18 protein-coding genes are annotated in these 21,738 nt (G+C 65.3%); 10 read left to right on the forward strand and 8 right to left on the reverse strand.

All coding sequences use genetic code 11. The features are described 5' to 3' along the window. Positions 1-787: 787 nt before the first annotated feature. The gene (locus tag AC1DIX_RS24275; RefSeq protein WP_477327997.1) at positions 788-1,303 is read right to left on the reverse strand and encodes a DUF1993 domain-containing protein; all 516 of its coding nucleotides are present in this window, start codon (positions 1,301-1,303) and stop codon (positions 788-790) included. A 143-nt stretch (positions 1,304-1,446) separates the two neighbouring features. Between AC1DIX_RS24275 and aqpZ the strand changes: the two genes are divergently transcribed. Next, positions 1,447-2,193, forward strand: coding sequence for an aquaporin Z (gene aqpZ / locus AC1DIX_RS24280; RefSeq protein ID WP_477327975.1), 747 nt, complete (start codon positions 1,447-1,449; stop codon positions 2,191-2,193). Here the strand turns inward: aqpZ and AC1DIX_RS24285 are convergent, their stop codons facing one another. Beyond that, positions 2,194-3,030 carry a hypothetical protein gene (locus AC1DIX_RS24285; protein WP_477327976.1) on the reverse strand — a complete coding sequence of 279 codons (837 nt, stop codon included), beginning with the start codon at positions 3,028-3,030 and terminating at the stop codon, positions 2,194-2,196. Positions 3,031-3,052: 22 nt separating this feature from the next. Further along, a complete protein-coding gene (locus AC1DIX_RS24290) occupies positions 3,053-3,931 on the reverse strand; it encodes an NAD(P)-dependent oxidoreductase (RefSeq protein WP_477253119.1) in 879 nt (292 codons plus the stop codon). 149 nt (positions 3,932-4,080) lie between these two features. Here AC1DIX_RS24290 and AC1DIX_RS24295 point away from each other — a divergent pair, with 149 nt between their 5' ends. Further along, the gene (locus AC1DIX_RS24295; protein ID WP_442124849.1) at positions 4,081-4,515 is read left to right on the forward strand and encodes a potassium channel family protein; all 435 of its coding nucleotides are present in this window, start codon (positions 4,081-4,083) and stop codon (positions 4,513-4,515) included. A 122-nt stretch (positions 4,516-4,637) separates the two neighbouring features. Further along, entirely contained in the window at positions 4,638-7,019 is a 2,382-nt protein-coding gene (locus tag AC1DIX_RS24300; protein ID WP_477327977.1) for a GH92 family glycosyl hydrolase, read from the forward strand. Positions 7,020-7,039: 20 nt separating this feature from the next. Here AC1DIX_RS24300 and AC1DIX_RS24305 read toward each other — a convergent pair whose 3' ends face one another. Then, complete coding sequence (locus AC1DIX_RS24305; protein ID WP_477327978.1) at positions 7,040-8,440, reverse strand: aminotransferase-like domain-containing protein; 1,401 nt, start codon at positions 8,438-8,440, stop codon at positions 7,040-7,042. Between the two features lie 122 nt (positions 8,441-8,562). Between AC1DIX_RS24305 and AC1DIX_RS24310 the strand changes: the two genes are divergently transcribed. Next, positions 8,563-8,790 carry a hypothetical protein gene (locus AC1DIX_RS24310; protein WP_477327979.1) on the forward strand — a complete coding sequence of 76 codons (228 nt, stop codon included), beginning with the start codon at positions 8,563-8,565 and terminating at the stop codon, positions 8,788-8,790. A gap of 59 nt (positions 8,791-8,849) precedes the next feature. Here AC1DIX_RS24310 and lpdA read toward each other — a convergent pair whose 3' ends face one another. The 3 genes from lpdA to aceE all read right to left on the reverse strand — a co-directional run bounded on the left by lpdA (position 8,850) and on the right by aceE (position 14,803). Then, positions 8,850-10,652 carry a dihydrolipoyl dehydrogenase gene (gene lpdA / locus AC1DIX_RS24315; RefSeq protein ID WP_477327980.1) on the reverse strand — a complete coding sequence of 601 codons (1,803 nt, stop codon included), beginning with the start codon at positions 10,650-10,652 and terminating at the stop codon, positions 8,850-8,852. Between the two features lie 12 nt (positions 10,653-10,664). Continuing rightward, positions 10,665-11,981, reverse strand: a complete 1,317-nt coding sequence (gene aceF, locus AC1DIX_RS24320) for a dihydrolipoyllysine-residue acetyltransferase (protein ID WP_477327981.1) — start codon at positions 11,979-11,981, stop codon at positions 10,665-10,667. 125 nt (positions 11,982-12,106) lie between these two features. Beyond that, on the reverse strand, positions 12,107-14,803 hold the full coding sequence (gene aceE / locus AC1DIX_RS24325) for a pyruvate dehydrogenase (acetyl-transferring), homodimeric type (RefSeq protein ID WP_477327982.1): 2,697 nt from the start codon (positions 14,801-14,803) through the stop codon (positions 12,107-12,109). 463 nt (positions 14,804-15,266) lie between these two features. Here aceE and folD point away from each other — a divergent pair, with 463 nt between their 5' ends. The 6 genes from folD (at position 15,267) to AC1DIX_RS24355 (ending at position 21,232) form a co-directional block, all read left to right on the forward strand. Beyond that, complete coding sequence (gene folD, locus AC1DIX_RS24330) at positions 15,267-16,175, forward strand: bifunctional methylenetetrahydrofolate dehydrogenase/methenyltetrahydrofolate cyclohydrolase FolD (protein WP_477253128.1); 909 nt, start codon at positions 15,267-15,269, stop codon at positions 16,173-16,175. Positions 16,176-16,192: 17 nt separating this feature from the next. Continuing rightward, positions 16,193-18,292, forward strand: a complete 2,100-nt coding sequence (locus AC1DIX_RS24335; RefSeq protein ID WP_477327983.1) for a M3 family metallopeptidase — start codon at positions 16,193-16,195, stop codon at positions 18,290-18,292. Positions 18,293-18,319: 27 nt separating this feature from the next. After that, on the forward strand, positions 18,320-19,054 hold the full coding sequence (locus AC1DIX_RS24340; RefSeq protein ID WP_477327984.1) for a glutaredoxin family protein: 735 nt from the start codon (positions 18,320-18,322) through the stop codon (positions 19,052-19,054). Positions 19,055-19,068: 14 nt separating this feature from the next. Continuing rightward, positions 19,069-19,494 (forward strand): DNA polymerase III subunit chi, encoded by a 426-nt coding sequence (locus AC1DIX_RS24345; protein ID WP_477253134.1) that lies wholly within the window; start codon positions 19,069-19,071, stop codon positions 19,492-19,494. Beyond that, positions 19,491-19,946, forward strand: a complete 456-nt coding sequence (locus tag AC1DIX_RS24350) for a hypothetical protein (RefSeq protein WP_477327985.1) — start codon at positions 19,491-19,493, stop codon at positions 19,944-19,946. Before AC1DIX_RS24345 ends, AC1DIX_RS24350 begins: the two co-directional genes overlap by 4 nt. Before the next feature lie 143 nt (positions 19,947-20,089). Further along, entirely contained in the window at positions 20,090-21,232 is a 1,143-nt protein-coding gene (locus AC1DIX_RS24355) for a branched-chain amino acid ABC transporter substrate-binding protein (protein ID WP_477253138.1), read from the forward strand. A 69-nt stretch (positions 21,233-21,301) separates the two neighbouring features. Here the strand turns inward: AC1DIX_RS24355 and AC1DIX_RS24360 are convergent, their stop codons facing one another. Further along, positions 21,302-21,610 carry a c-type cytochrome gene (locus tag AC1DIX_RS24360; RefSeq protein WP_442123545.1) on the reverse strand — a complete coding sequence of 103 codons (309 nt, stop codon included), beginning with the start codon at positions 21,608-21,610 and terminating at the stop codon, positions 21,302-21,304. Between the last annotated feature and the right edge of the window lie 128 nt (positions 21,611-21,738).

Consider the following 21,738-nt stretch of genomic DNA (forward strand, 5'->3'; position numbering starts at 1 on the left):
GGGTTCTTATGGGCGCCTTTCTTGCGCGCCCTGATGGAAATGCGGGATAGTCGTTCCGGCGTGTCGCGGCACTTTCTGGTGCCAGGCAATTAGCCCAGCTCGTGCAACCAGGTCCCGGACATCGCTTTCACGTTTTTACACGGCCTGGGTCGGTAGCCGCCACTGAACAAAGTCCGACCTCAGCCAAAGCAGTCCTTGTTGAATAATCGTCTAAATCAATTTTCATTACCCTGTTGATCTGACATATGCCGAGAAGCGCACGCTTAACGAACATCGCAGCCGGACTGTGCGGCTCGTTCGCTAGCCGTAACAACGATCTTGCTGGCTATTGGGCAATCGGGAAACTGCGTTCGCTTGCAGAGCAATATTCGCAAACTGCGGTGTCGCTTGACTTGCTTGCCCCATCTATTCAGCCATCGTCTCCGGAGTTCGCACAAGTGCTCGCGGACTATCACCTCCTTCTTCGAAAGTTGGCGAGCCGATCCGGCATCCTGCTCGAGACAATCAATGCAGCGTATATCACTGTTGATTTTTTACCCTCTCCGTGGCCAAGGGCCAGCTATTACAAGAAGCAGTGGGGTCAGCAGTTCCTCGTGACTGTGAGCATTAGCAGCGACGGCAGAGCGGATGGCATTGTTAGCCATGCTGGCTATTGTCGGCCGCACGATCCGAATAGAGAGCGTCGTCGGTCCGGTGCGTAACGAAGATGGGCTAGGTCCGCCTTGGGTCGTACACCGACGCCCCCGGCTTGCCAAGCAGCGCGGCGTGGATGATCTCGCCGCAGCCTTCACCGGACCTCGAACGGCCCCAGATAATCCAGCTTGCCGATCTTGACGCCCTGGTTGCGCAGGATGTCGTAGGCGGTCACGACATGGAAGTAGAAATTCGGCAGCGCGAAGCTCAGCAGGTAGCTCTCGCCGCTGAAGCTGGCGCCGAAACTGCCGAACTTCAGGCTCACTTCGCGCTCTTCTCCGGCATCGACCTCGGCGCCATCCACGCCCTCCAGATAATCGATCGTATTCGCGATGCGCTGCTGCAGCTGCGCAAAGCTGGTCTCGTCGTCGGCGAACTTCGGGGCGTCGCCGCCGCTGAGGCGCTGTACCGCGAACTTGGACGCATCGCTGGCGCGCTGGACCTGGGCGGACAGCGGCAGCATGTCGTCGGCCAGGCGCGCGCCCAGCAGCGATTCGGGCGCGATGCCGGCCTGGGCGGCGTGTTCCTCGCCTTTCTTCAGCAGGTCGGACAGGACTTTCAAGCCGCGCACGAAGGCAGGCACGGATGCTTTGGACAGGGACAGGGCCATCATTTCTCCTCGTTATGGTGAATATAGTTTAGCTGGTTTCGCACGCAAGGGTTCGAGCATACCGCCGAGAGATTCGGCTGGCGCCCCGCTTTCCGGCATCTAGAATGAATTCACGTCACGCCTGCGGTGACGAGGAGAATGCCATGCTTCAAAAATATTTGGCCGAATTCATCGGCACCTTCTGGCTGGTGCTCGGCGGCTGTGGCAGCGCCGTGCTGTCCGCAAAATTTCCCGAGGTCGGCATCGGCCTGGCCGGAGTCGCGCTGGCCTTCGGGCTGACCGTGCTGACTGGCGCCTATGCGCTCGGACCGATCTCGGGCGGCCACTTCAATCCGGCGGTGACGGTCGGGCTGTGGGCCGGCGGCCGCTTCCCTGCGCGCCAGATCGCGCCCTACATCGTGGTCCAGGTTGCGGGCGGCATCGTGGCCGCCGCGGTGCTGTACGCGATCGCCAGCGGCAAGCCCGGCTTCGATGCCACGGCCGGCTTTGCCGCCAACGGCTATGGCGAGCACTCGCCCGGCAACTACTCGCTCGGTTCGGCCCTGATCACCGAAGTCGTGATGACCTTCATGTTCGTGCTGGTCATCCTCGGCGCCACCCATACCCGCGCACCGGTCGGCTTTGCCGGCCTGGCGATCGGCCTGGCGCTGACCCTGGTCCACCTGATCAGCATCCCGGTCACCAACACCTCGGTCAATCCGGCGCGCAGCACCGGGCCGGCCCTGTTCGCGGGCGCCTGGGCGCTGTCGCAGCTATGGCTGTTCTGGCTGGCGCCGCTGCTGGGCGGGATCCTGGCCGGCGTGCTGTATCGCGGCGTACTGGAACGCGAGGTGCCGGAACCGGACGTGGCGGGGCGTCCGGAAGGCGGATGGCGGCCGGCCCACCATTAGCTAGCGCGGCGCCAGGAAGCGGAAGGTCGGCTCGATATTCATCGCGTGCAGGCGGCGCACGATGTCTTCGAGCGTGGCGTCCTTCAGCAGCAGGCCGTCCGGTGCGGCCTTGGGCCGGGCCGGGGCCGGCGCCGGTGCGCCTGCCTGGGCTTGCAGCACGAAGGCTTCGGCTGCCAGCGCATCGCTCGCGGCCGTCGATACCGGCTCGGCCGGTGCCGCTGCGGGGACGGCTGCAGGCGCCTGACGCCGTTCAAGCGCGCGCAAGGCGTTGCGGAACTGGTCCTCGGCAATGCTCTCCACGCTCTCCAGGAAGCCGGCCTGCCCCGCCAGCGGCGGCGTCACCTCCAGCCCCGATTCCTCGGCAAAGGACGCGCCCATGCCGGGATGGATGAAGGCGGCCCACTTGCCGCTGCGCGGATTCAGGCAGGGCGGCAGGTAGACCGGCGCGGTGGCGGCGTCCGGCGCCAGCTCGACACCAGGAAAATAGGTCTTGCGCAGCAGCTCCAGGAAGTCCTGGGCCTCCCCGGCCGGCACCGGCGTCTCCAGCGACAGCCACAGGCGGTAGGCGCTGGCGCCGTCGATGCTCACCGCCGGCGCCGGCAGCCCGAGTTCGGCCTGCAGGGCATTCGCCACCACGCACAGGCGGTCCCAGTGGCCGGCCTCGCCATCGCCGAAGATCTTACGGAAGGGAATGGCCAGCGCGCGCACCAGGCCATCCGCCGTCGTCAGCTTGATGGCGAGGGTGGTCCTGCCGAGGATGTGGGACGCCAGGACCTCGCGGGTCACGGACTCGGGCGCCAGGTAGAGGCGCGCCAGCTCTGCGATCAGTTTTTCCATATATGTTCCGTGCGTCCCGTAGTCAGGCCAGCTTGCCGCGGCGGGCGGCGTTCTTGCCAAGGGCGGCCAGGTCGAGGTCGGCGTCGCCATGGTCGATGGCTTCCTTCAGCACGCCGAGCAGGCTGTCGCCGAAGGCCAGCGGCAAGCCCTTGCCCTGCCCTGCTTCCACCGCCAGCCGCACGTCCTTCTGGCCCAGCGAGAGCTTGAATCCGGCGGGGCTGTAGCGCTGCTCGGCGATCATGCCGCCATAGCCCTTGTACACGGGCGAACCGGCGAACAAGGTGGTCGTGATCAGGTCGATGAAGCCGGCGGCCGGGATGCCGTGCGCGCCGGCCAGCGCCGCCCCTTCGCCCATCGCTTCGATCGCGCAGGCCAGGGTCAGGTTACAGGCCAGCTTGACCGCGTTCGCCTGTTCCGGCGCATCGCCGAAGCGCCAGGTCTTCTGGCCCATCAGCGCGAGCAGCGGCTGCACGCGGTCGACCAGTTCGTCGGCGCCGCCGGCGAGGATATTCAGCTTGCCGGCTTCGGCCACGTCCACGCGGCCCAGCACGGGCGCCGCGACGTAGCCGATGCCCTTCTCCATGTGCAGGGCCGCCATCTCGCGCGCGAAGGCGACGGAGACCGTGGCCATGTTGACGTGAATGCTGCCCGGCGCCATCGCATCCAGCACGCCGCCGTCGATCATCACGGCGCGGGTCGCATTGTCGTCGGCCAGCATGCTGAAGACGACGTCGGCGATGCCGCACTCGGCGGCCGTGACGGCCGGCTTGGCGCCCTTGGCCGCAAGCAGCCGCACCGGCTCCGGATTGCGGTTCCAGACGTGGACCGGCTGGCCAGAACGCAACAGGTTGGCGGCCATGTGCTGGCCCATGGCACCGAGGCCGATGAATCCGATGGTCATGTGAATGCTCCTTTATCCGACAGCGAACGAAAGCGATATTAGAGCAGCAATCATGAATGTCCGCAGGACGGAATGCGCATCCCATGCGCTGCGCCGCCTGCCACCGCCGCACGCTAAGCTGGCGGCTCCTCAGCTCCCGCACGAACTCCATGGAAATTGCTGCTGTCACTTGCCTGTTCCTGCTGGTCGCCACGACCTTCATCCACTACGAGGTGCTGCGCCTGCTGACCGCCTTGCTGCCGGCCCTGCGCGTGCAGCCGCGCCTGCAGCTGGTCTTCGTCATCTTCGGCGCCTTCGCTGCGCACTTCACCGAGATCCTGCTGTATGGCGGTGCCTACTACCTGCTCGCCACCGCCTTCGGCGTCGGCAGCATGGGCGAACCGGGCCACCTGCCCTTCACGCGCTGCCTGTACTTTTCGGCCGAGACCTATACCACCCTGGGTTACGGCGACGTGCTGCCGCATGGCGACCTGCGCCTGCTGGCGGGGCTGGAGGCCCTGAACGGCATGCTGCTGATCGGGTGGACGGCGTCGTACACCTATCTGTCGATGGAGCGCTTCTGGGGCCGGGGACGGGATGCGTGAGCAGGCACTTTCCAGTGCGCTCGTTTAGTCAGCAAAAATAAACTGGCCCGGAAATTTGAAACTATATTGAGCTCATCGGCTTCCTCTGTATAAATATCGATTTCCCCGCACTGGAAGAGGCCATGAACGCAGCTCTCGGATACCTCCGCCGTCATGTCATTCAGGCCGCCGCAATTGCGGCATTGGCCAGCTTCGGCGCCGCCCACGCGCAAAGCGGCCGCGTGCCTTCGCACGCGAAGCCGGCCGTCGATGTGGCCAATCCCCTGGTCGGCACCGCCCCCCTCGACCAGCCGGCCTTGATCGGCAACGCGCCGCCAGCCGGCGAACTGCTGTATTCGGGGCTGACGTCGCCGGGTGCGCGGCTCCCGCAAAGCAAGACCGAGGCGGCACCGGTCAATGTCAACGTCGACCTCAGCTATCCCATGGGCGTCGACGCTTCCTACGCCTATGCCAATCCGACCATGATCGGCTTTACCGGCGGGGGCTCGGCCTATGGCGCCCAGGCCGCGCCGATCGTCATGCCGGTGGTGGGCGACTGGACCGTGCCGCCGAGCTATACGCAGGCTTACTACGACAAGGCGAGCGAGAAAGCCTCGCCCGGCTATTACGCGGTCGACCTGGCCACCTTCCATACGAAGGTGGAACTGACGGTGACGCGATCGACCAGCCTGATGCGCTTCACTTTCCCGGCGAGCCAGCGCGCCAACGTCGTCATCGACCTGCGGCGCGCCGGCGGCAAGGTGGAGGTGGTCGGCGACCGCAAGATCGTCGGCCTTGCCACCCGCAAGGACAGCGGCCCGGCCGCGGATGGCCCATGGTTCGTCGCGGAGTTCTCGCGCCCATTCACCGGCTTCGGCACTTTCCGCGCAATCCACGAGGGCCAGTGGGGCGTGCTCGGCGACAAGGACGTCGAGGCCGGCCGGCGCACCGTATCCGGCGGCAATGCGGGCGCCTACCTCACGTTCGCGACGCGGGCGGGCGAGCAGGTGCTGATGCGGATCGCCCACGGCTACAGCGCCGCCGAAGCCGAGCAGCGCCTGCGCGACGAGGCCTCGGATTGGAATTTCGAGCGCGTGCATACGCAGGCGCGTGCCGCCTGGGCACAGCTGTTCGACCGCATCGAAGTCAGCGGCGGCACACCGAAGCAGCGCATGCTGTTCTATTCGACGCTGTACCACTCGTTTGCCAGCCCGTGGCTGGTCGCACGCAAGGGTGAGCCTTTCACCGATGCCGCCGGCCATACCGAAGCGGCCGCCTACGACCACTACGGGCCGGTACCGTTCTGGGATACGGGTCGCAACCAGATCGCGCTGCTGATGCTGCTCGAACCGCAGGTCGTGCAGGACATCATGCGTTCCGAACTCGACATGGCCCGTGAACGCGGCTACATGAACACCTCCTTCCACGGCGACCATGCAGTGCTGCTCTACGACGGCGCAATGCGGCGCGGCATTCCCTTCGACTACGCCGCGGCGTATGCCTACCTGCGCAAGAATGCGCTTGATCCCAAGGGCCCGCGCGGCTACCTGGCCGAGTACATGCAGAACGGCTGGATCTCGGACATCATCCCGCCGGGCAATCCCAGCCCACCCTACGCGGGTGGCAAGGCCGGCGTCGCCAAGACGCTGGAATATGCCTGGGATGACTACGCGCTGTCCGACATGGCGCGCCGGCTCGGCAAGCTTGACGATGCGCAGATGTTCCTGCGCCGCGCCGCCAACTACCGGAACGTGTTCGATGCCTCGGTGGGATTCATGCGCGGCCGCACCGAGGACGGCAAGTGGATATCGCCCTTCGACCCGGGCGAGCCCTACTACAACTTCATGATGAAGGAAGCCTCGGGCTGGTCCACGCTGTGGCTGGTGCCGCAGGACGTGCACGGCTTGCTCGACCTGCTCGGCGGACGCGACGCCTTCAACGCCAAGCTCGACGCCTTCTTCTCCACGCCTTACACGCCCAAGGGCATCTGCCGCGACTGCACCGGCATGATCGGGCAATACGTGCAGGGCAACCAGCCGGACCAGCAGGCGGCCTACCTGTATGCGTGGAGCGGCCAGCCCTGGAAGACGCAGGCGCTGGTCCGCCGCATTCTCGACCAGCTGTACGGCAGCGATGCCAGCGGCTACGCCTACCCCGGCATGGACGACCAGGGCTCGACCTCGTCCTGGTATGTCATGAGCGCGATGGGCTTCTACCCCGTCGATCCTTCGACCGGCGACTACATCCTGGGCAGCCCGATCTTCGACCAGGTTCGCCTGCACCTGGGCAATGGCAAGGTGTTCGAGATCCTTGCGCGCAACAACTCGGCCCGCAACATCTACATCCAGTCCGCGACCTTCAACGGCAAGCCCTGGACCAGGCCGTGGTTCAGCCAGGCCGACATCGCGAACGGCGGCACACTCGTGTTCACCATGGGACCGGAGCCGAACAAGGCCTGGGGCGCCGACCCGCGGCAGGCGCCGCCCTCGATGTCGGGGCGACAGGAAGGGGCCTTGAAGGAGTAGTGATCAGCATTCGTCTACCGTCAGACCACAGCGGCGCTGAACGACTCGGGCCGCCGCGCAAGCAGATGGGACAGCCGTTGAAGACCCGCCTGCAAGCGTCCACGGTCCTTGATGCTGCCCAAGGAGATCCGGATTGCATTCACGGATCCGCTGCCGGTCGCGAATGCCTCCGCCGGCGTGACTGCGATGCCCTCTCTGTCGGCCGCACGCGCAAGCTGCGAGGAGTTCCAATACGCCGGCAGCTCGAGCCATACATGGAGGCCGTCACCAAAGCCGCTGTACCGTCCCGCCAGGATATCCCGAGCCATCCGGTGGCGCAGGCGCGCCTCCCTCCGTACGCCTTCCATCAATCCGTTGGCCGAACCGTCGACGATCCACTGAGTGGCCAGTGCGGCCGTCAGGGGAGCGACCATCAGCGCGAATGATCGTAGCGCGGCCAGGAAGCGTTCGCGTTCGTACGGGTCGCGTACGAGCACGAAGGCAACCCGCAAGCCCGGCGTCAGGCATTTCGACAGGGTCGAAATGTAGACCACCTGTTCCGGGGCAAACGTCGCAACAGGTGGTGGCGGGGCATCGGCAAGGAGCCAGTAGGGATCGTCCTCGACGACGCGTACATTGCAGCGCTTCGCGATGCCGGCGAGTTCCTTGCGCCGACGTTCCGGCATGGTGATGGCGGTCGGGTTCTGTAGGGTCGGATTGAGATAGACCAGCCCGGGCTTGTGCTGGCGGCACGCTTCCTCCAGCATCTCGGGCACCATCCCGTGCTGGTCCGCTTCCACCGCGATGAGGTGCCGGCCGAACTGGGTTGCTGCGGCGCGCAAGCCGGGATAAGTCGTTGGCTCTGCCAGGATGACACCGCCAGGCTCCGTCAGCGCAAGGATCAATGCGGCGATCGCCGCTTGTGCACCCGGACAGACCACGAGCTGGCGAGAATCCAGATGTCCAAACATCGGTTCGAGCCATTTGGCGCCAGCCTTGCGATCGGCATCGCTGCCCCCGCCCAGGTGGTAAGTCATCAGCAATTCATTATCTGCCCTCATCAATACTTGAGACAAACCCTGTTTCAACATGTCGTCGAAGTCCACGCCATCCGGCGGTGGCGGGGTATTCATGCTCAGGTCGAGAATCGAGGTCAATTCGACTTTCGGCGCCGCGACATAAGTGCCTCGGGCGCCGCGACCCTCCAGCAAGTTGCGGCGCCTGGCTTCGTCGTAGGCGCGCGTGATCGTCGTCAGGTCGACGTCCAGCTGTGCCGCCAACTGGCGCTGCGGAGGCAGACGGTCACCCGGTTTCAGCGATCCGTCCGCCACCGCCGCCTGCAAGGCATCCGCAATCTGCAGGAAACGTGGCCCCTTGTTCCCGGCCAGTCGCGGCAACCAGATTGGCAGATCCTCATCTTGTATGGTTCTCAACTGGGACATTTTGTCTCAATGTATGGAAATTGCTTTTAAGTAGAATGCCTCAGAACCTGCAGTAATACCATCCTTGCACGGCGGTCGCTGGCGTTTTCTCATCTCTCATCTCTCATCTGCATCGGCAAATCATGGACTGGATTCCAATTGTCTTCGTCATATTCAAGTTTCTCGTGCTCGCCACGGGCATGTTCTTCGCCATCAAGTGGCATTACGATCAGGGGAAGAAGGATAAGGACAAGAAGAAGGAGGCACGCGCAGTGCTGCGCGCAGGCGTCAAGGTGGCCGCCATCTTCCTGGTGTCGCTGCTGGGCCTGGGACTCGTCACCTTCGAGCTGATCAACCTCCTCGGGATGTAAGCGCCCATAAAAAAACCGGAACACGGTTCCGGTTTTCGGTACAGCAGCCAGTTGGCAGATCAACGCTTGCGCGGTGGCGGCAGGTCGGTGCAGACGCCTTCGTAGGCTTCCGCCGCCATGCCGATCGACTCGCCCAGGGTCGGGTGCGGGTGGATGGTCTTGCCGATGTCCACGCCGTCCGCGCCCATCTCGATCGCCAGGGCGATCTCGCCGATCATGTCGCCGGCGTTGGTGCCGACGATGGTGCCGCCGACAATGCGGTGGGTCTCGGCGTCGAACAGCAGCTTGGTGAAGCCTTCCGAACGGCCGTTGGCCACGGCGCGGCCCGAGGCGGCCCACGGGAAGTGGCCCTTCTCGACCTTGATGCCCTTGGCCTTGGCTTCGTCTTCGGTCAGGCCGACCCATGCCACTTCCGGATCGGTGTAGGCCACCGACGGGATCACCTTGGCGTCGAAGAAGGCCTTCTCGCCGTGCGCGGCTTCGGCGGCCACATGCGCTTCATGCACGGCCTTGTGCGCCAGCATGGGCTGGCCCACCAGGTCGCCGATCGCGAAGATGTGCGGCACGTTGGTGCGCATCTGGCCGTCGACCGGGATGAAGCCGCGGTCGGTGACTGCCACGCCGGCAGCTTCGGCGCCGATCTTCTTGCCGTTCGGGCTGCGGCCCACGGCCACCAGCACCAGGTCGTAGACCTGGGCTTCCGGCGCCGGCTGGCCCGCTTCCGCTGCTTCGAAGCTCACCTTGATACCCTCCGGCAGCGCTTCCACGCCGACGGTCTTGGTCTTCAACATGATGTTGTCGAAGCGGTGGGCGTTGAACTTCTGCCAGACCTTGACGGCCTCGCGGTCCGCGCCCTGCATCAGGCCGTCCATCATCTCGACCACGTCGATGCGCGCACCCAGGGTCGAGTACACGGTTGCCATCTCGAGGCCGATGATGCCGCCGCCGATCACCAGCATGCGCTTCGGTACCTGGCGCAGCTCCAGCGCGCCGGTCGAATCGACGATGCGCGGATCTTCCGGCACGAAGGGCAGCTTCACGACCGCGGAACCGGCCGCGATGATCGCCTTCTGGAACTGGACCACCTTCTTGGCGCCGTCCGGACCGGTCACTTCGATGTGGTTCGGGCTCAGGAACTTGCCGACGCCCTGCACCACGTTGACCTTGCGCGCCTTGGCCATGCCGGCCAGGCCGCCGGTCATGGTCTTGATGACCTTGTCCTTGTAGGCGCGCAGCTTGTCGATGTCGACGCTGGGTGCGGCGAAGCTGACGCCGATGTCGGCCATGTGCGCGGTCTCGTCCATGATGTGGGCCACGTGCAGCAGCGCCTTGGACGGGATGCAGCCCACGTTCAGGCAGACGCCGCCCAGGGTCGCGTACTTCTCGACCAGCACGGTGTTCATGCCGAGGTCGGCGGAGCGGAAGGCGGCCGAGTAGCCGCCCGGACCCGCGCCCAGCACCATCATTTCGCATTCGACGTCGACCTGGCCGCTGTAGCTGGCCGCGTTCGGGATCGGCGCGGCGGGCGCGGCCGGCTTCTGCTCGGCAGCCGGCGCGGCCGGGGCCGCAGGTGCGGCGGCGGCAGCCGGGGCCGAGGCCGCGGCCGGTGCAGCGCCTGCCCCGGCTTCTTCCGACACGGTCAGCAGCAGCGAACCTTCGTTCACCTTGTCGCCGACCTTGACCTTCAGTTCCTGCACGACGCCGGCGTGGGTCGACGGGATCTCCATGCTGGCCTTGTCGGACTCCACGGTCACCAGCGACTGGTCGACCTTGATGGTATCGCCCGGCTTGACCATCAGTTCGATGATCTCGACGTCCTTGAAATCGCCGATATTCGGGACTTTGACTTCAACGGTGCTCATCTTGTCGGCTCCTTACAGCAGCGTCTTGCGCAGGTCGGCCAGGACGTCGGCCAGGTAGGCGGCGAAGCGGGCCGCACCGGCGCCGTCGATCACGCGGTGATCGTAGGACAGCGCGATCGGCTGCATCAGGCGCGGCTGGAAGGCCGAACCGTCCCAGACCGGCTTCATGGCCGACTTGGACAGGCCCAGGATGGCCACTTCCGGTGCGTTGATGATCGGCGTGAAGTTGGTGCCGCCGATGCCGCCCAGCGACGAGATGGTGAAGGTCGCGCCCTGCATGTTGGCCGGCGACAGCTTGCCTTCGCGCGCCTGCGCGGACAGCTCGCCCATCTCGGTGGCGATCTGCGAGACCGATTTCTTGTCTGCATCCTTGATGACCGGGACCACCAGGCCGTTCGGCGTGTCCGCCGCGAAGCCGATGTTGTAGTACTGCTTGAGGATCAGCGCGCCGTTCGGCTCGTCCAGCGAGGCGTTAAATGCCGGGAACTTCTTCAGCGCGGCGACCGACGCCTTGATCACGAAGGCCAGCATGGTCAGCTTGACCGGCGACTTGGCTTTCGCGTACGCGGCGTTGGAGTCGACGCGGAACTGTTCCAGGTCGGTCACGTCGGCTTCTTCGAAGTGCGTGACGTGCGGGATCATGACCCAGTTGCGGTGCAGGTTCGGGCCGGAGATCTTCTTGATGCGCGACAGCGGCTGGGTTTCGGTCGGGCCGAACTTGCTGAAGTCCAGCGACGGCCACGGCAGCATGTTCATGCCTGCGCCACCGCCGGCGGCCGCCGGTGCGGCGGTCGGGCCCGCGGCCATCACGCCCTTCACGAAGCCCTGCACGTCCTGCTGGGTGATGCGGCCTTTCGGACCGCTGCCCTTGACCTTGCCCAGGTCGACGCCGAGTTCACGCGCGAACTTGCGCACGGACGGCGATGCGTGGGCGCTGGCGAAGCTCGGGGCCGGGCCTTCCGATGCTGCCGGTGCGGCGGCCGGAGCCGGGGCCGGAGCCGGGGCTGCCGGTGCGGGCGCGGCGGCGGCCGGTGCCGGAGCAGCAGCCGGTGCCGGAGCAGCAGCGGCCGGCGCAGCTTCGGCGGCGCCCGCGGCTTCTTCAACGGTCAGCACCAGCGAACCTTCGGCGACCTTGTCGCCGACCTTGACCTTGATTTCCTTGACGACGCCCGCATGGCTGGAGGGGATCTCCATGCTGGCCTTGTCCGATTCCACCGTGATCAGCGACTGGTCGACCTTGATGGTGTCGCCCGGCTTGACCATCAGCTCGATGACTTCCACTTCCTTGAAGTCGCCGATGTCGGGGACTTTGACTTCCACAATGCTCATGTTTGTTAGCTCCGTATTTTTAGTTAGCCAAGGCCCGTCGTACCCGCGCAGGCGGGTACCCGAGTTCGTGCGGTCTGCCACCAACTTGGATCCCCGCCTTCGCGGGGATGACGGCTACTCGAGCATTACAGGGTCGGCGGATAAGGCTTGTTGGCATCGATGCCGTACTTGGCGATCGCGTCCGCCACGGTCTGGGCCGGGATCTTGCCTTCCTCGGCCAGGGACTTCAGCGCGGCGACCGTGATGTAGTAACGGTTCACCTCGAAGAAGTCGCGCAGCGCGGCGCGGGTGTCCGAGCGGCCGTAGCCGTCGGTGCCCAGCACCTTGTAGGTGCGGCCGTTCGGGATGTAGGCGCGGATCTGCTCGGCGAACATGCGCATGTAGTCGGTGGTCGCGACGATCGGGCCCTGCGAATCCTTCAGCAGCTGGGTCACGTACGGCAGACGCGGCGACTGGGTCGGGTTGTGCAGGTTCCAGTGATCGGCGTCCTGGCCGTCACGGGCGAGCAGCGTGAACGACGGGCAGGACCAGATGTCGGCGGCGACGCCCCAGTCGTTCTTCAGCAGCTCGGCGGCGAAGACCGACTCGCGCAGGATCGTGCCCGAACCCATCAGCTGGACGCGGTTGGCGGCCGACTTGTCGCCTTCCTGGAACAGGTACATGCCCTTCAGGATGCCCTCTTCCTGGCCCGGCTTGATGCCCGGCTGCTCGTAGCTCTCGTTCATGATGGTGATGTAGTAGAACACATCTTCCTGCTTCTCCACCATGCGATGCAGGCCGTTCTGGATGATCACCGCCACTTCGTGGGCGTAGGTCGGGTCGTACGGAATGCAGGTCGGGATGGTCGCCGCGATGATGTGGCTGTGGCCATCTTCGTGCTGCAGGCCTTCGCCGTTCAGCGTGGTGCGGCCGGCGGTACCGCCCATCAGGAAGCCGCGGGCGCGGATATCGCCTGCCAGCCAGACCAGGTCGCCGACGCGCTGCATGCCGAACATCGAGTAGAAGGTGTAGAACGGGATCATCACGCGATTGTTCGTCGAGTACGACGTCGCCGCGGCGATCCACGAGCACATGCCGCCCGCTTCGTTGATGCCTTCCTGCAGGATCTGGCCGGCCTTGTCTTCGCGGTAGTACATCACCTGGTCCTTGTCGACCGGTTCGTACAGCTGGCCCTGCTGGTTGAAGATACCGATCTGGCGGAACAGGCCTTCCATACCGAAGGTACGCGATTCGTCGACCAGGATCGGCACGATGCGCTGGCCGATTTCCTTGTCCTTCAGCAGCGAGGTGATCACGCGGACATAGGCCTGGGTGGTCGAGATCTCGCGGCCCGGGGCGGTCGGATCGAGCACGGCCTTGAAGGTTTCCAGCGCCGGCACCGGCAGCTTCTCGTCGGCCTGTTCGCGGCGCGACGGCAGGTAACCGCCGAGGGCCGCGCGGCGCTCGTGCAGGTACTTGAGTTCAGGCGCGTCGTCGGACGGCTTGAAGAAGGGGATCTCGGCCAGCTTGTCGTCCGGGATCGGAATGGCGAAGCGGTCGCGCATCTCGCGGATGGCTTCGTCGTCCAGCTTCTTGGTCTGGTGCGCGGTGTTGCGCGCCTCGCCCGACTTGCCCATGCCGAAGCCCTTGACGGTCTTGACCAGCAGGACGGTCGGCGAGCCCTTGTTTTCCTGGGCGTTCTTGAAGGCGGCGTAGATCTTGTGCGGATCGTGGCCGCCGCGGGTCAGGCGCCAGATGTCGTCATCGGTCATGTTGGCAACCATCTTCAGCAGCTCGGGGTGCTTGCCGAAGAAGTGCTTGCGCACGTAGGCGCCGTCTTTCGCCTTGTAGTTCTGGTATTCGCCGTCGACGGTTTCCATCATCACGCGCTGCAGGATGCCGTCCTTGTCCTTGGCCAGCAGGGCGTCCCAGCCCGGGCCCCAGATGACCTTGACGACGTTCCAGCCGGCGCCGCGGAAGTCCGCTTCCAGTTCCTGGATGATCTTGCCGTTGCCGCGTACCGGACCGTCCAGGCGCTGCAGGTTGCAGTTGACGACCATGACCAGGTTGTCGAGCTTCTCGCGCGCGGCCATGCCGATCGCGCCCATCGATTCCGGCTCGTCCATCTCGCCGTCGCCGCAGAAGACCCAGACCTTGCGGTTGTCGGTGTCGGCGATGCTGCGGGCCTGCAGGTATTTCAGGAAACGCGCCTGGTAGATCGCCATCAGCGGGCCCAGGCCCATCGAGACGGTCGGGAACTGCCAGAAACCCGGCATCAGTTTCGGGTGCGGGTAGGAAGACAGGCCCTTGCCGTCGACTTCGCGCCGGAAGTTCAGCATCTGTTCTTCGCTGATGCGGCCTTCCAGGAAGGCGCGCGCATAGACGCCCGGCGAGGAGTGGCCCTGGATGTACAGCAGGTCGCCGCCGTGATTCTCGCTCGGGGCCTTCCAGAAATGGTTGAAGCCGATGCCCAGCACGTTGGCCAGCGAGGCGAAGGACGACAGGTGGCCGCCCAGGTCGCCGTCGGCGCGGTTGGCCTTGACGACCATCGCCATGGCGTTCCAGCGCATCCACGAGCGCAGGCGCTCTTCATATTCGAGGTTGCCCGGGCAGTGCTCTTCGAGGTGCGCCGGGATGGTGTTGACGTATGCGGTATTGCTGGAGAACGGCATCTGGGCGCCGCGGCGGCGGGCCAGATCGACCAGGCGCTCCAGCAGGTAGTGGGCGCGGTCGGTGCCTTCGAATTCGATGACTGCTTCGAGCGCGTCGAGCCATTCCTTGGTCTCGATCGAATCCGGATCATTGGCGGCCTGGGCCGTCAACTGGTCGAGTTGAGCTGACATTGCTACGTCTCCTTGAGTTGGTGCCCCACCCGACCTTGAGCCTGACTGCGGACGTTTGGTGGCGAAAAGACTATCCCTAAATTAAAGCCTGTCGATTCTACCAGTGGAGCACCTGTTTTTCAAAATACGATATACGATTTCATAATATGAAAAATGGCATGCGCCCTACATACGCCGGCGCCGCGCATATATACATCGTCGTCCCCGCGCAAGCGAGGATCCACGTTCTGTTCGCGCTATCGAAACGCCAGCAAACCTGGATCCCCGCCTGCGCGGGGACGACGGAGAAATACGCGGCAAGGCCGGAATTAAACGCGGCAAGGCCGGTTTTTTTACTAACAATAATCTTCGCCACCCAACTCGGCAGCAACATCCATAAATATGACGTCGAACGCCTCTTCGCGGCGCGCGATACCGGACGGGCACGTATAATTTCGTTTTTGTCCAGAAGCCGAGTCCCGCCATGCCTGCCCAACTGATCGACGGAGTCAAACTTTCCCAACAACTGCGCGCCGACATCGCCCGCCGCGCCGCCGAACTCACCGCCGAAGGCCGCCAGCCCGGCCTGGCCGTGATCATCGTCGGCGACGATCCGGCCAGCCACGTCTACGTGCGCAACAAGGTCAAGGCCTGCAACGAAGCCGGCTTCCACTCGGTGCTGGAAAAATACGAGGCGGACTTCTCGGAGCAGGCCCTGCTGGACCGCATCGCGGCCCTGAACGCCGACCCGGCCATCCACGGCATCCTCGTGCAGATGCCGCTGCCCAGGCACATCGATCCGTCGAAGGTGATCGAAGCGATCGCCACCACCAAGGACGTGGACGGCTACTCGGTGCTGTCGGCCGGCGAACTGGTCGCCAACCTGCCGGGCTTCCGTCCCTGCACCCCGTACGGCTGCATGAAGCTGATCGAGACCACCGGCGTCGACCTGCGCGGCAAGCACGCGGTCGTGATCGGCCGTTCGAACACGGTCGGCAAGCCGATGGCCCTGCTGCTCTTGCAACAGAATGCCACCGTCACCATCTGCCATAGCGCGACGCCAGACCTGGGCTACCACACCCGCCAGGCCGACATCGTGGTTGCCGCGGTCGGCCGCCGCAATACCCTGCGAGGGGACATGGTCAAGCCGGGCGCCATCGTGATCGACGTCGGCATCAACCGCGACGACGAAGGCAAGCTGTGCGGCGACGTCGATTTCGCCAGCGTCAGCGAAGTGGCCTCGCACATTACGCCGGTCCCGGGCGGCGTCGGCCCGATGACGATTACCATGCTGTTGATGAACACGCTCGAGTCCGCGGAACGCGGGCTTGCCAAGAATCAAGCAAAGCCTGGCCAGGCCTCGGGGATGGACCCGAAGCCCGGCCTCGCCTGAACACTGAAAGGAATACCATGAGCATCGATGCCAGCAATCCTCTTCTCGCGAATCCACTTCTCGATTTCTCGGGCCTGCCGCGCTTCGATGCGATCAAGCCCGAGCACGTCACCCCGGCGATCGAGCAGCTGATCGCCGATGCTCGCAACGTGGTCCAGCAGCTGGAAGCCCCCGGCGACAAGGTGAGCTGGGACAGCTTCGTGGTCCCGCTCGAGGAAGCCACCGAGCGCCTGGGACGCGCCTGGGGCGTGGTCAACCACCTGAACCACGTGATGGACACGCCCGAGCTGCGCGCCACCTACAACGAGAACCAGCCGAAGGTGACGGAGTTCTGGACCGAGCTGGGCCAGAACGAGGCGCTGTTCGCCAAGTACAAGCAGCTGCACGCCAGCACGGAATTCGTGAACCTGACGCCGGCGCGCAAGCGCATCGTCGAGAACGCCCTGCGCGACTTCCGCCTGGGCGGCGCCGAACTGCCCGAGAAGCAGAAGGAACGCTTCGCCGAGATCCAGGAGCAGCAGGCTGCGCTCTCCACGCGCTTCTCGGAAAACGTGCTGGACGCGACCAACGATTTCAAACTGCTGGTCGAGAACGAAGCCGATCTGTCCGGCCTGCCCGACGACGCCAGGGCCGCGGCCCGCGCCGCCGCCGAACGCGACGGAAAGCAGGGCTGGCAGTTCTCGCTGCACTTCCCCTCCTACTTCCCGGTGCTGCAGTTCGCAGACAAGCGCGAGCTGCGTGAAAAAATCTACCGCGCCAACGCCACCAAGGCGTCCGAGATGGGCGTCGTGTTCTCCGAAGTCGAGAAGTGGGACAACACCAGCAACATCGCCCAGCTGCTGAAGCTGCGCGACGAGGAAGCCAAGCTGCTCGACTTCCGCAGCTTCGCCGACGTCTCGCTGGAGCCGAAGATGGCCGAGAGCCCGGAACGCGTGATCGAGTTCCTGGAAGACCTGGCGCGCCGCGCCCGTCCCTACGCCGAGAAGGACCTGGCCGAGCTGCGCGCCTTCGCCAGGGACGAACTGGGCATCGAAGAGATGCAGGCCTGGGACGTCGCCTACGCCTCCGAAAAGTTGCGCGAGAAGCGCTACGCATTCTCGGCCCAGGAAGTGAAGCAGTACTTCCCCGAGTCCAAGGTCGTGGCCGGCCTGTTCGGCGTGATCTCCAGGCTGTTCGGCGTGAGCATCGCGCCGGACCAGGGCCCGGTCTGGCATCCGGACGTGCGCTTCTATCGCATCGAGCGTGACGGCAAGCTGATCGGCCAGTTCTATCTCGATCCGTATGCGCGTCCCGGCAAGGGCCAGGGCGCGTGGATGGACGATGCCCGCGGCCGCCGGATGGCGACCGGTGGCATCGTGCAGACGCCGATCGCCTACCTGGTCTGCAACTTCACCCCGCCGGCCATTGTCGACGGCCAGCAACAGCCCTCGCTGTTCACCCACGACGAAGTGACGACCCTGTTCCACGAGTTCGGCCACGGCCTGCACCACATGCTGACCGAAGTCGACGAATTGAGCGTGTCCGGCATCTCGGGCGTGGAATGGGATGCGGTGGAACTGCCGTCGCAGTTCATGGAAAACTTCTGCTGGGAGTGGGACGTCCTGCAGGGCATGACCGCCCACGTGAAGACGGGCGAGCCGCTGCCGCGCGAGCTCTACGACAAGATGCTGGCGGCGAAGAACTTCCAGTCCGGCATGCAGACGCTGCGCCAGGTCGAGTTCTCGCTGATCGACATGCACCTGCACTACGACTTCGACCCGCACAGCCAGAAGACGGTGCAGGCGCTGGTGGACGAGGTGCGCAGCAAGTTCTCGGTGCTGATCCCGCCCGCGTTCAACCGCTTCCAGCACAGCTTCGGCCATATCTTTGCCGGCGGCTATGCGGCAGGCTACTATAGCTACAAGTGGGCGGAAGTGCTGTCGGCCGATGCCTATGCCGCCTTCGAAGAGGCGGTCGAGGCGGGCGGCGCCGCGCTGGATGAAACCGGCAAGCGCTTCCACCGCGAGATCCTGTCGGTGGGCGGTTCGCGTCCTGCGCTCGAATCGTTCAAGGCCTTCCGCGGCCGCGAACCGCAAATCGACGCCCTGCTGCGCCATAGCGGCATGCAGGCGGCTTGATGGCCCCGGGCCTGGACGGAGACGAGCATGAGGGATAGGCAGGTCGAGGACGGCGGGCGGCGCGGGCGGCGGATGCTGCCGGGGCTGGTGCTGCTTGCCTGCGTCTCCGGCGCTGTCTCCGCCCAGGTCTATAAATGGACCGACGCACGAGGCACGGTCCACTATGGCGACACGCCGCCGGCGCAAGCGGCGTCCAGCCAGCTCACCACGCCGTCGCAGGACGGGGCCGGCCAGGACGCCGCCCTCCCCTACGAACTGGCGCGGGCCGTCAAGGCCAGCCCGGTCACGCTGTACACCACGACGCAGTCCGCCTGCGCCGGCTGCGACCAGGGCCGGGCCCTGTTGCGCGCCCGCGGCGTGCCCTATACCGAAAAAACCGTCAACACCGACAAGGACAAGGAACTGCTGCGCCAGCTCGACGCCAGGCTGGAACTGCCGCTGCTGGTGGTCGGCAGCCGCAAGGTCGCCGGCTTCCAGGAGGCCGCCTGGCAGGCGGCTTTGACGGCGGCGGCCTATCCGCGCTCGGCCCAGCTGCCGTCCGGCTACCGTCACGCGGCGCCGGAACCGGCCGCGCCCGCTTCTCCGCCCGCCACCGCGCCGGGCAAGCCCTACGGCGTGCGCAACCCCGCGCCGCCGGATGAAGCCGCGGCCCAGGCCGCCGAACAGCAGCCGCGCCGCCCGGCCGCGCGCGAAGCATCCCCGCCCACCACGGCGCCCGCCAGGCCGCCGGCGGGCAATGCCCCGCCCGGTTTTCAATTCTGACGCATCGAACGCCCATGACCCGGATCGACTTCCATACGAATATCCCCGACAAGCTCGGCTACGCCTGCCGGCTGGCGCGCAAGGCCTATGCCGCGCGCGGCAAGGTCGTGCTGCTGGCCGAGACCAGCGACCAGGCCGACCAGCTCAACGAGGCGCTGTGGACCCTGTCCGGCACCGACTTCGTCCCGCACGTGATGGCGGGCGATCCGCTGGCGCCGGAAACGCCGGTCATCGTCACCGTCGACGAACGTGCCGCCCTGCCCCACCACGACATGCTGGTCAACCTGACGCGCCGCACGCCGGAAGGCATCGACCAGTTCGCGCGCGTGTTCGAGATCATCTCGACCGATGAGGAAGACGCCGCCGCCGGGCGCGCCCGCTACGTCGCCTACCGCAAGCAGCAGTATCCGCTGACCCACTTCGTGGCAGGCCAGTCATGACCGATACCCCCTCCTTCGACGAGATCCCGGTCCTGACCGAGGTGGTGGCCGAGCCGGCGCCTGCTTCTGCGCCTGCTCCGGATGTGGTGGCGGAAACGGCGGCGCTTGCCGAACCGGCTGCCGACGCTGCCGTCGCGCCGATCGAGGATGCCGCCCCGCCCGAACCTTCAGCGGCCGCAGCGGCCCCGGCCCCGGCCGACGCCGGCGCCCTCGACGACGAGGCCTGGCGCACCCTCGAGGAACGCCTGGTCACGCGCGTGCTGGACCGCCTGCAGCCGCGCATCGACGTGGTGCTGGAAGACCAGCTGCGCGACCAGATGGCGATCGTGCTCGACCACGTGGCCGAACGTCTCGGCCTGGAACTGCGCAGCGCGCTGCAGCAGTCGATCGAACACGTGGTCGCCCGCGCCGTACAGCAGGAACTGGCCCACCTGAGCGCGCGCCAATCCTGAGCATTTCGCGGCTTTTCCGACCCGTCGCGGGGCAAGTGCGCACCGGCTTCGTGCGGTCTTCAGCTTTTGCTTTTCCAGTCCGGAAAATTGATGTACCTTTTCCTGGCGTATGGCGCAAATTACTGGAGAACTCGGAGACACGCATGCAGGCAAAACTGAAACTCACCCTCATCCCGGCCGCCGTCGCGCTGGCCTTCGCCGGCTCCGCCGCGGCCCAGCAGGTCGTCAAGATCGGCCACGTGGCACCGATCTCCGGGCCCAGCGCCCACCTCGGCAAGGACAACGAAAACGCCGCGCGCATGGCGGTCGACGAACTCAATGCCAAGCCCTTCACGATCAACGGCCAGAAGGTCACGCTGCAACTGGTCTCCGAGGACGACGGCGCCGATCCCAAGCAGGGCACGGCGGTCGCGCAGAAGCTGGTCGACGCCCACGTCAACGGCGTGATCGGTCACCTGAACTCGGGCACCACGGTGCCGGCCTCGAAGATCTACAACGATGCCGGCATCGTGCAGATCTCGCCTGCCACCACCGCCCCGGCCTACACCCGCCAGCGCTTCCCCGGCGCCTTCCGCGTGGTGGCGAGCGACGCCAAGCTGGGCGGCACGCTGGCGAAGTATGCGTCGAATACGCTGAAGGTGAAGAACATCGCCGTCATCGACGATCGCACCACCTACGGCCAGGGCGTGGCCGACGAATTCGTGAAGGGCGCGAAGGCCGCCGGCATCCGCGTCTCGGGACGCGAATTCACCAACGACAAGGCGACCGACTACACCGCCATCCTCACTTCGATCAAGGCGAAGAAGCCGGACCTGGTCTTCTTCGGCGGCATGGACTCGGTGGCCGGCCCGATGCTCAAGCAGATGAAGGCGCTGGGCATCCAGGCGGTCTTCATGGGCGGCGACGGCATGTGCACCGAAGCGCTGGGCCGCCTGGCCGGCGACGGCCTGGTAGACGGCAAGGTGATCTGCGCCGAGGCCGGCGGCGTGAAGGGGCCGCAGGAAAAGGCGATGGACGACTTCCGCGCGCGCTACAAGCAGAAGTTCAACCAGGACGTGCAGTTGTACGCGCCGTATGTGTACGACTCGGTGATGGTGATGGCCACCGCGATGCAGAACGCGAAATCGGCCGATCCGGCCAAGTATCTGCCGGTACTGAAGAACATCAAGTACGAGGGCGTGACCGGCACCATCCAGTTCGATCCGAACGGCGATATCAAGGACGGGGCGCTGACGCTGTATACCTACAAGGGTGGCAAGCGCAGCAAGATCGACGTGGTGCGCTGATCTTTTGTGGCCTTGAAATGAAAAAGCGCCCCGGTTCGAGGGCGCTTCTTCGTTGCAGCGGCGTGCGGCTTATTTCTGCGCCAGCACCCACTTGACCAGGCTGCGGGCTTCGGCCTCGCTCACCTGCGGATTGGCCGGCATCGGCACCGGTCCCCAGACGCCCGAGCCACCCTTCATGACCTTTTGCACCAGCTTGTCCTCGGCGCCTTTCTGGCCCGCGTACTTCGCGGCGACATCCTTGTAGGCCGGACCCACCAGCTTGGTGCCGATCGCGTGGCACGCCATGCAGTTCTTGGCTTTGGCCAGGTCGGCCTGCGCGAAGGCGCTGGTCGACACCAGGGCGGAGACCGCCATCAACAACATCAGGGACCGTTTCATTCCGTACTCTCCAAAGTGAAATCCTATGCAAGATTCTATCTTGTTTCCTCTGCGTAGGTGCAGTGGATACAGTCAGTAACGGCTGATACACATTTCGGTTGACGGAATGGCAGGATTTCGTTGCTTGA

The sequence above is a fragment of the Massilia sp. 05N420 genome (assembly GCF_056397205.1).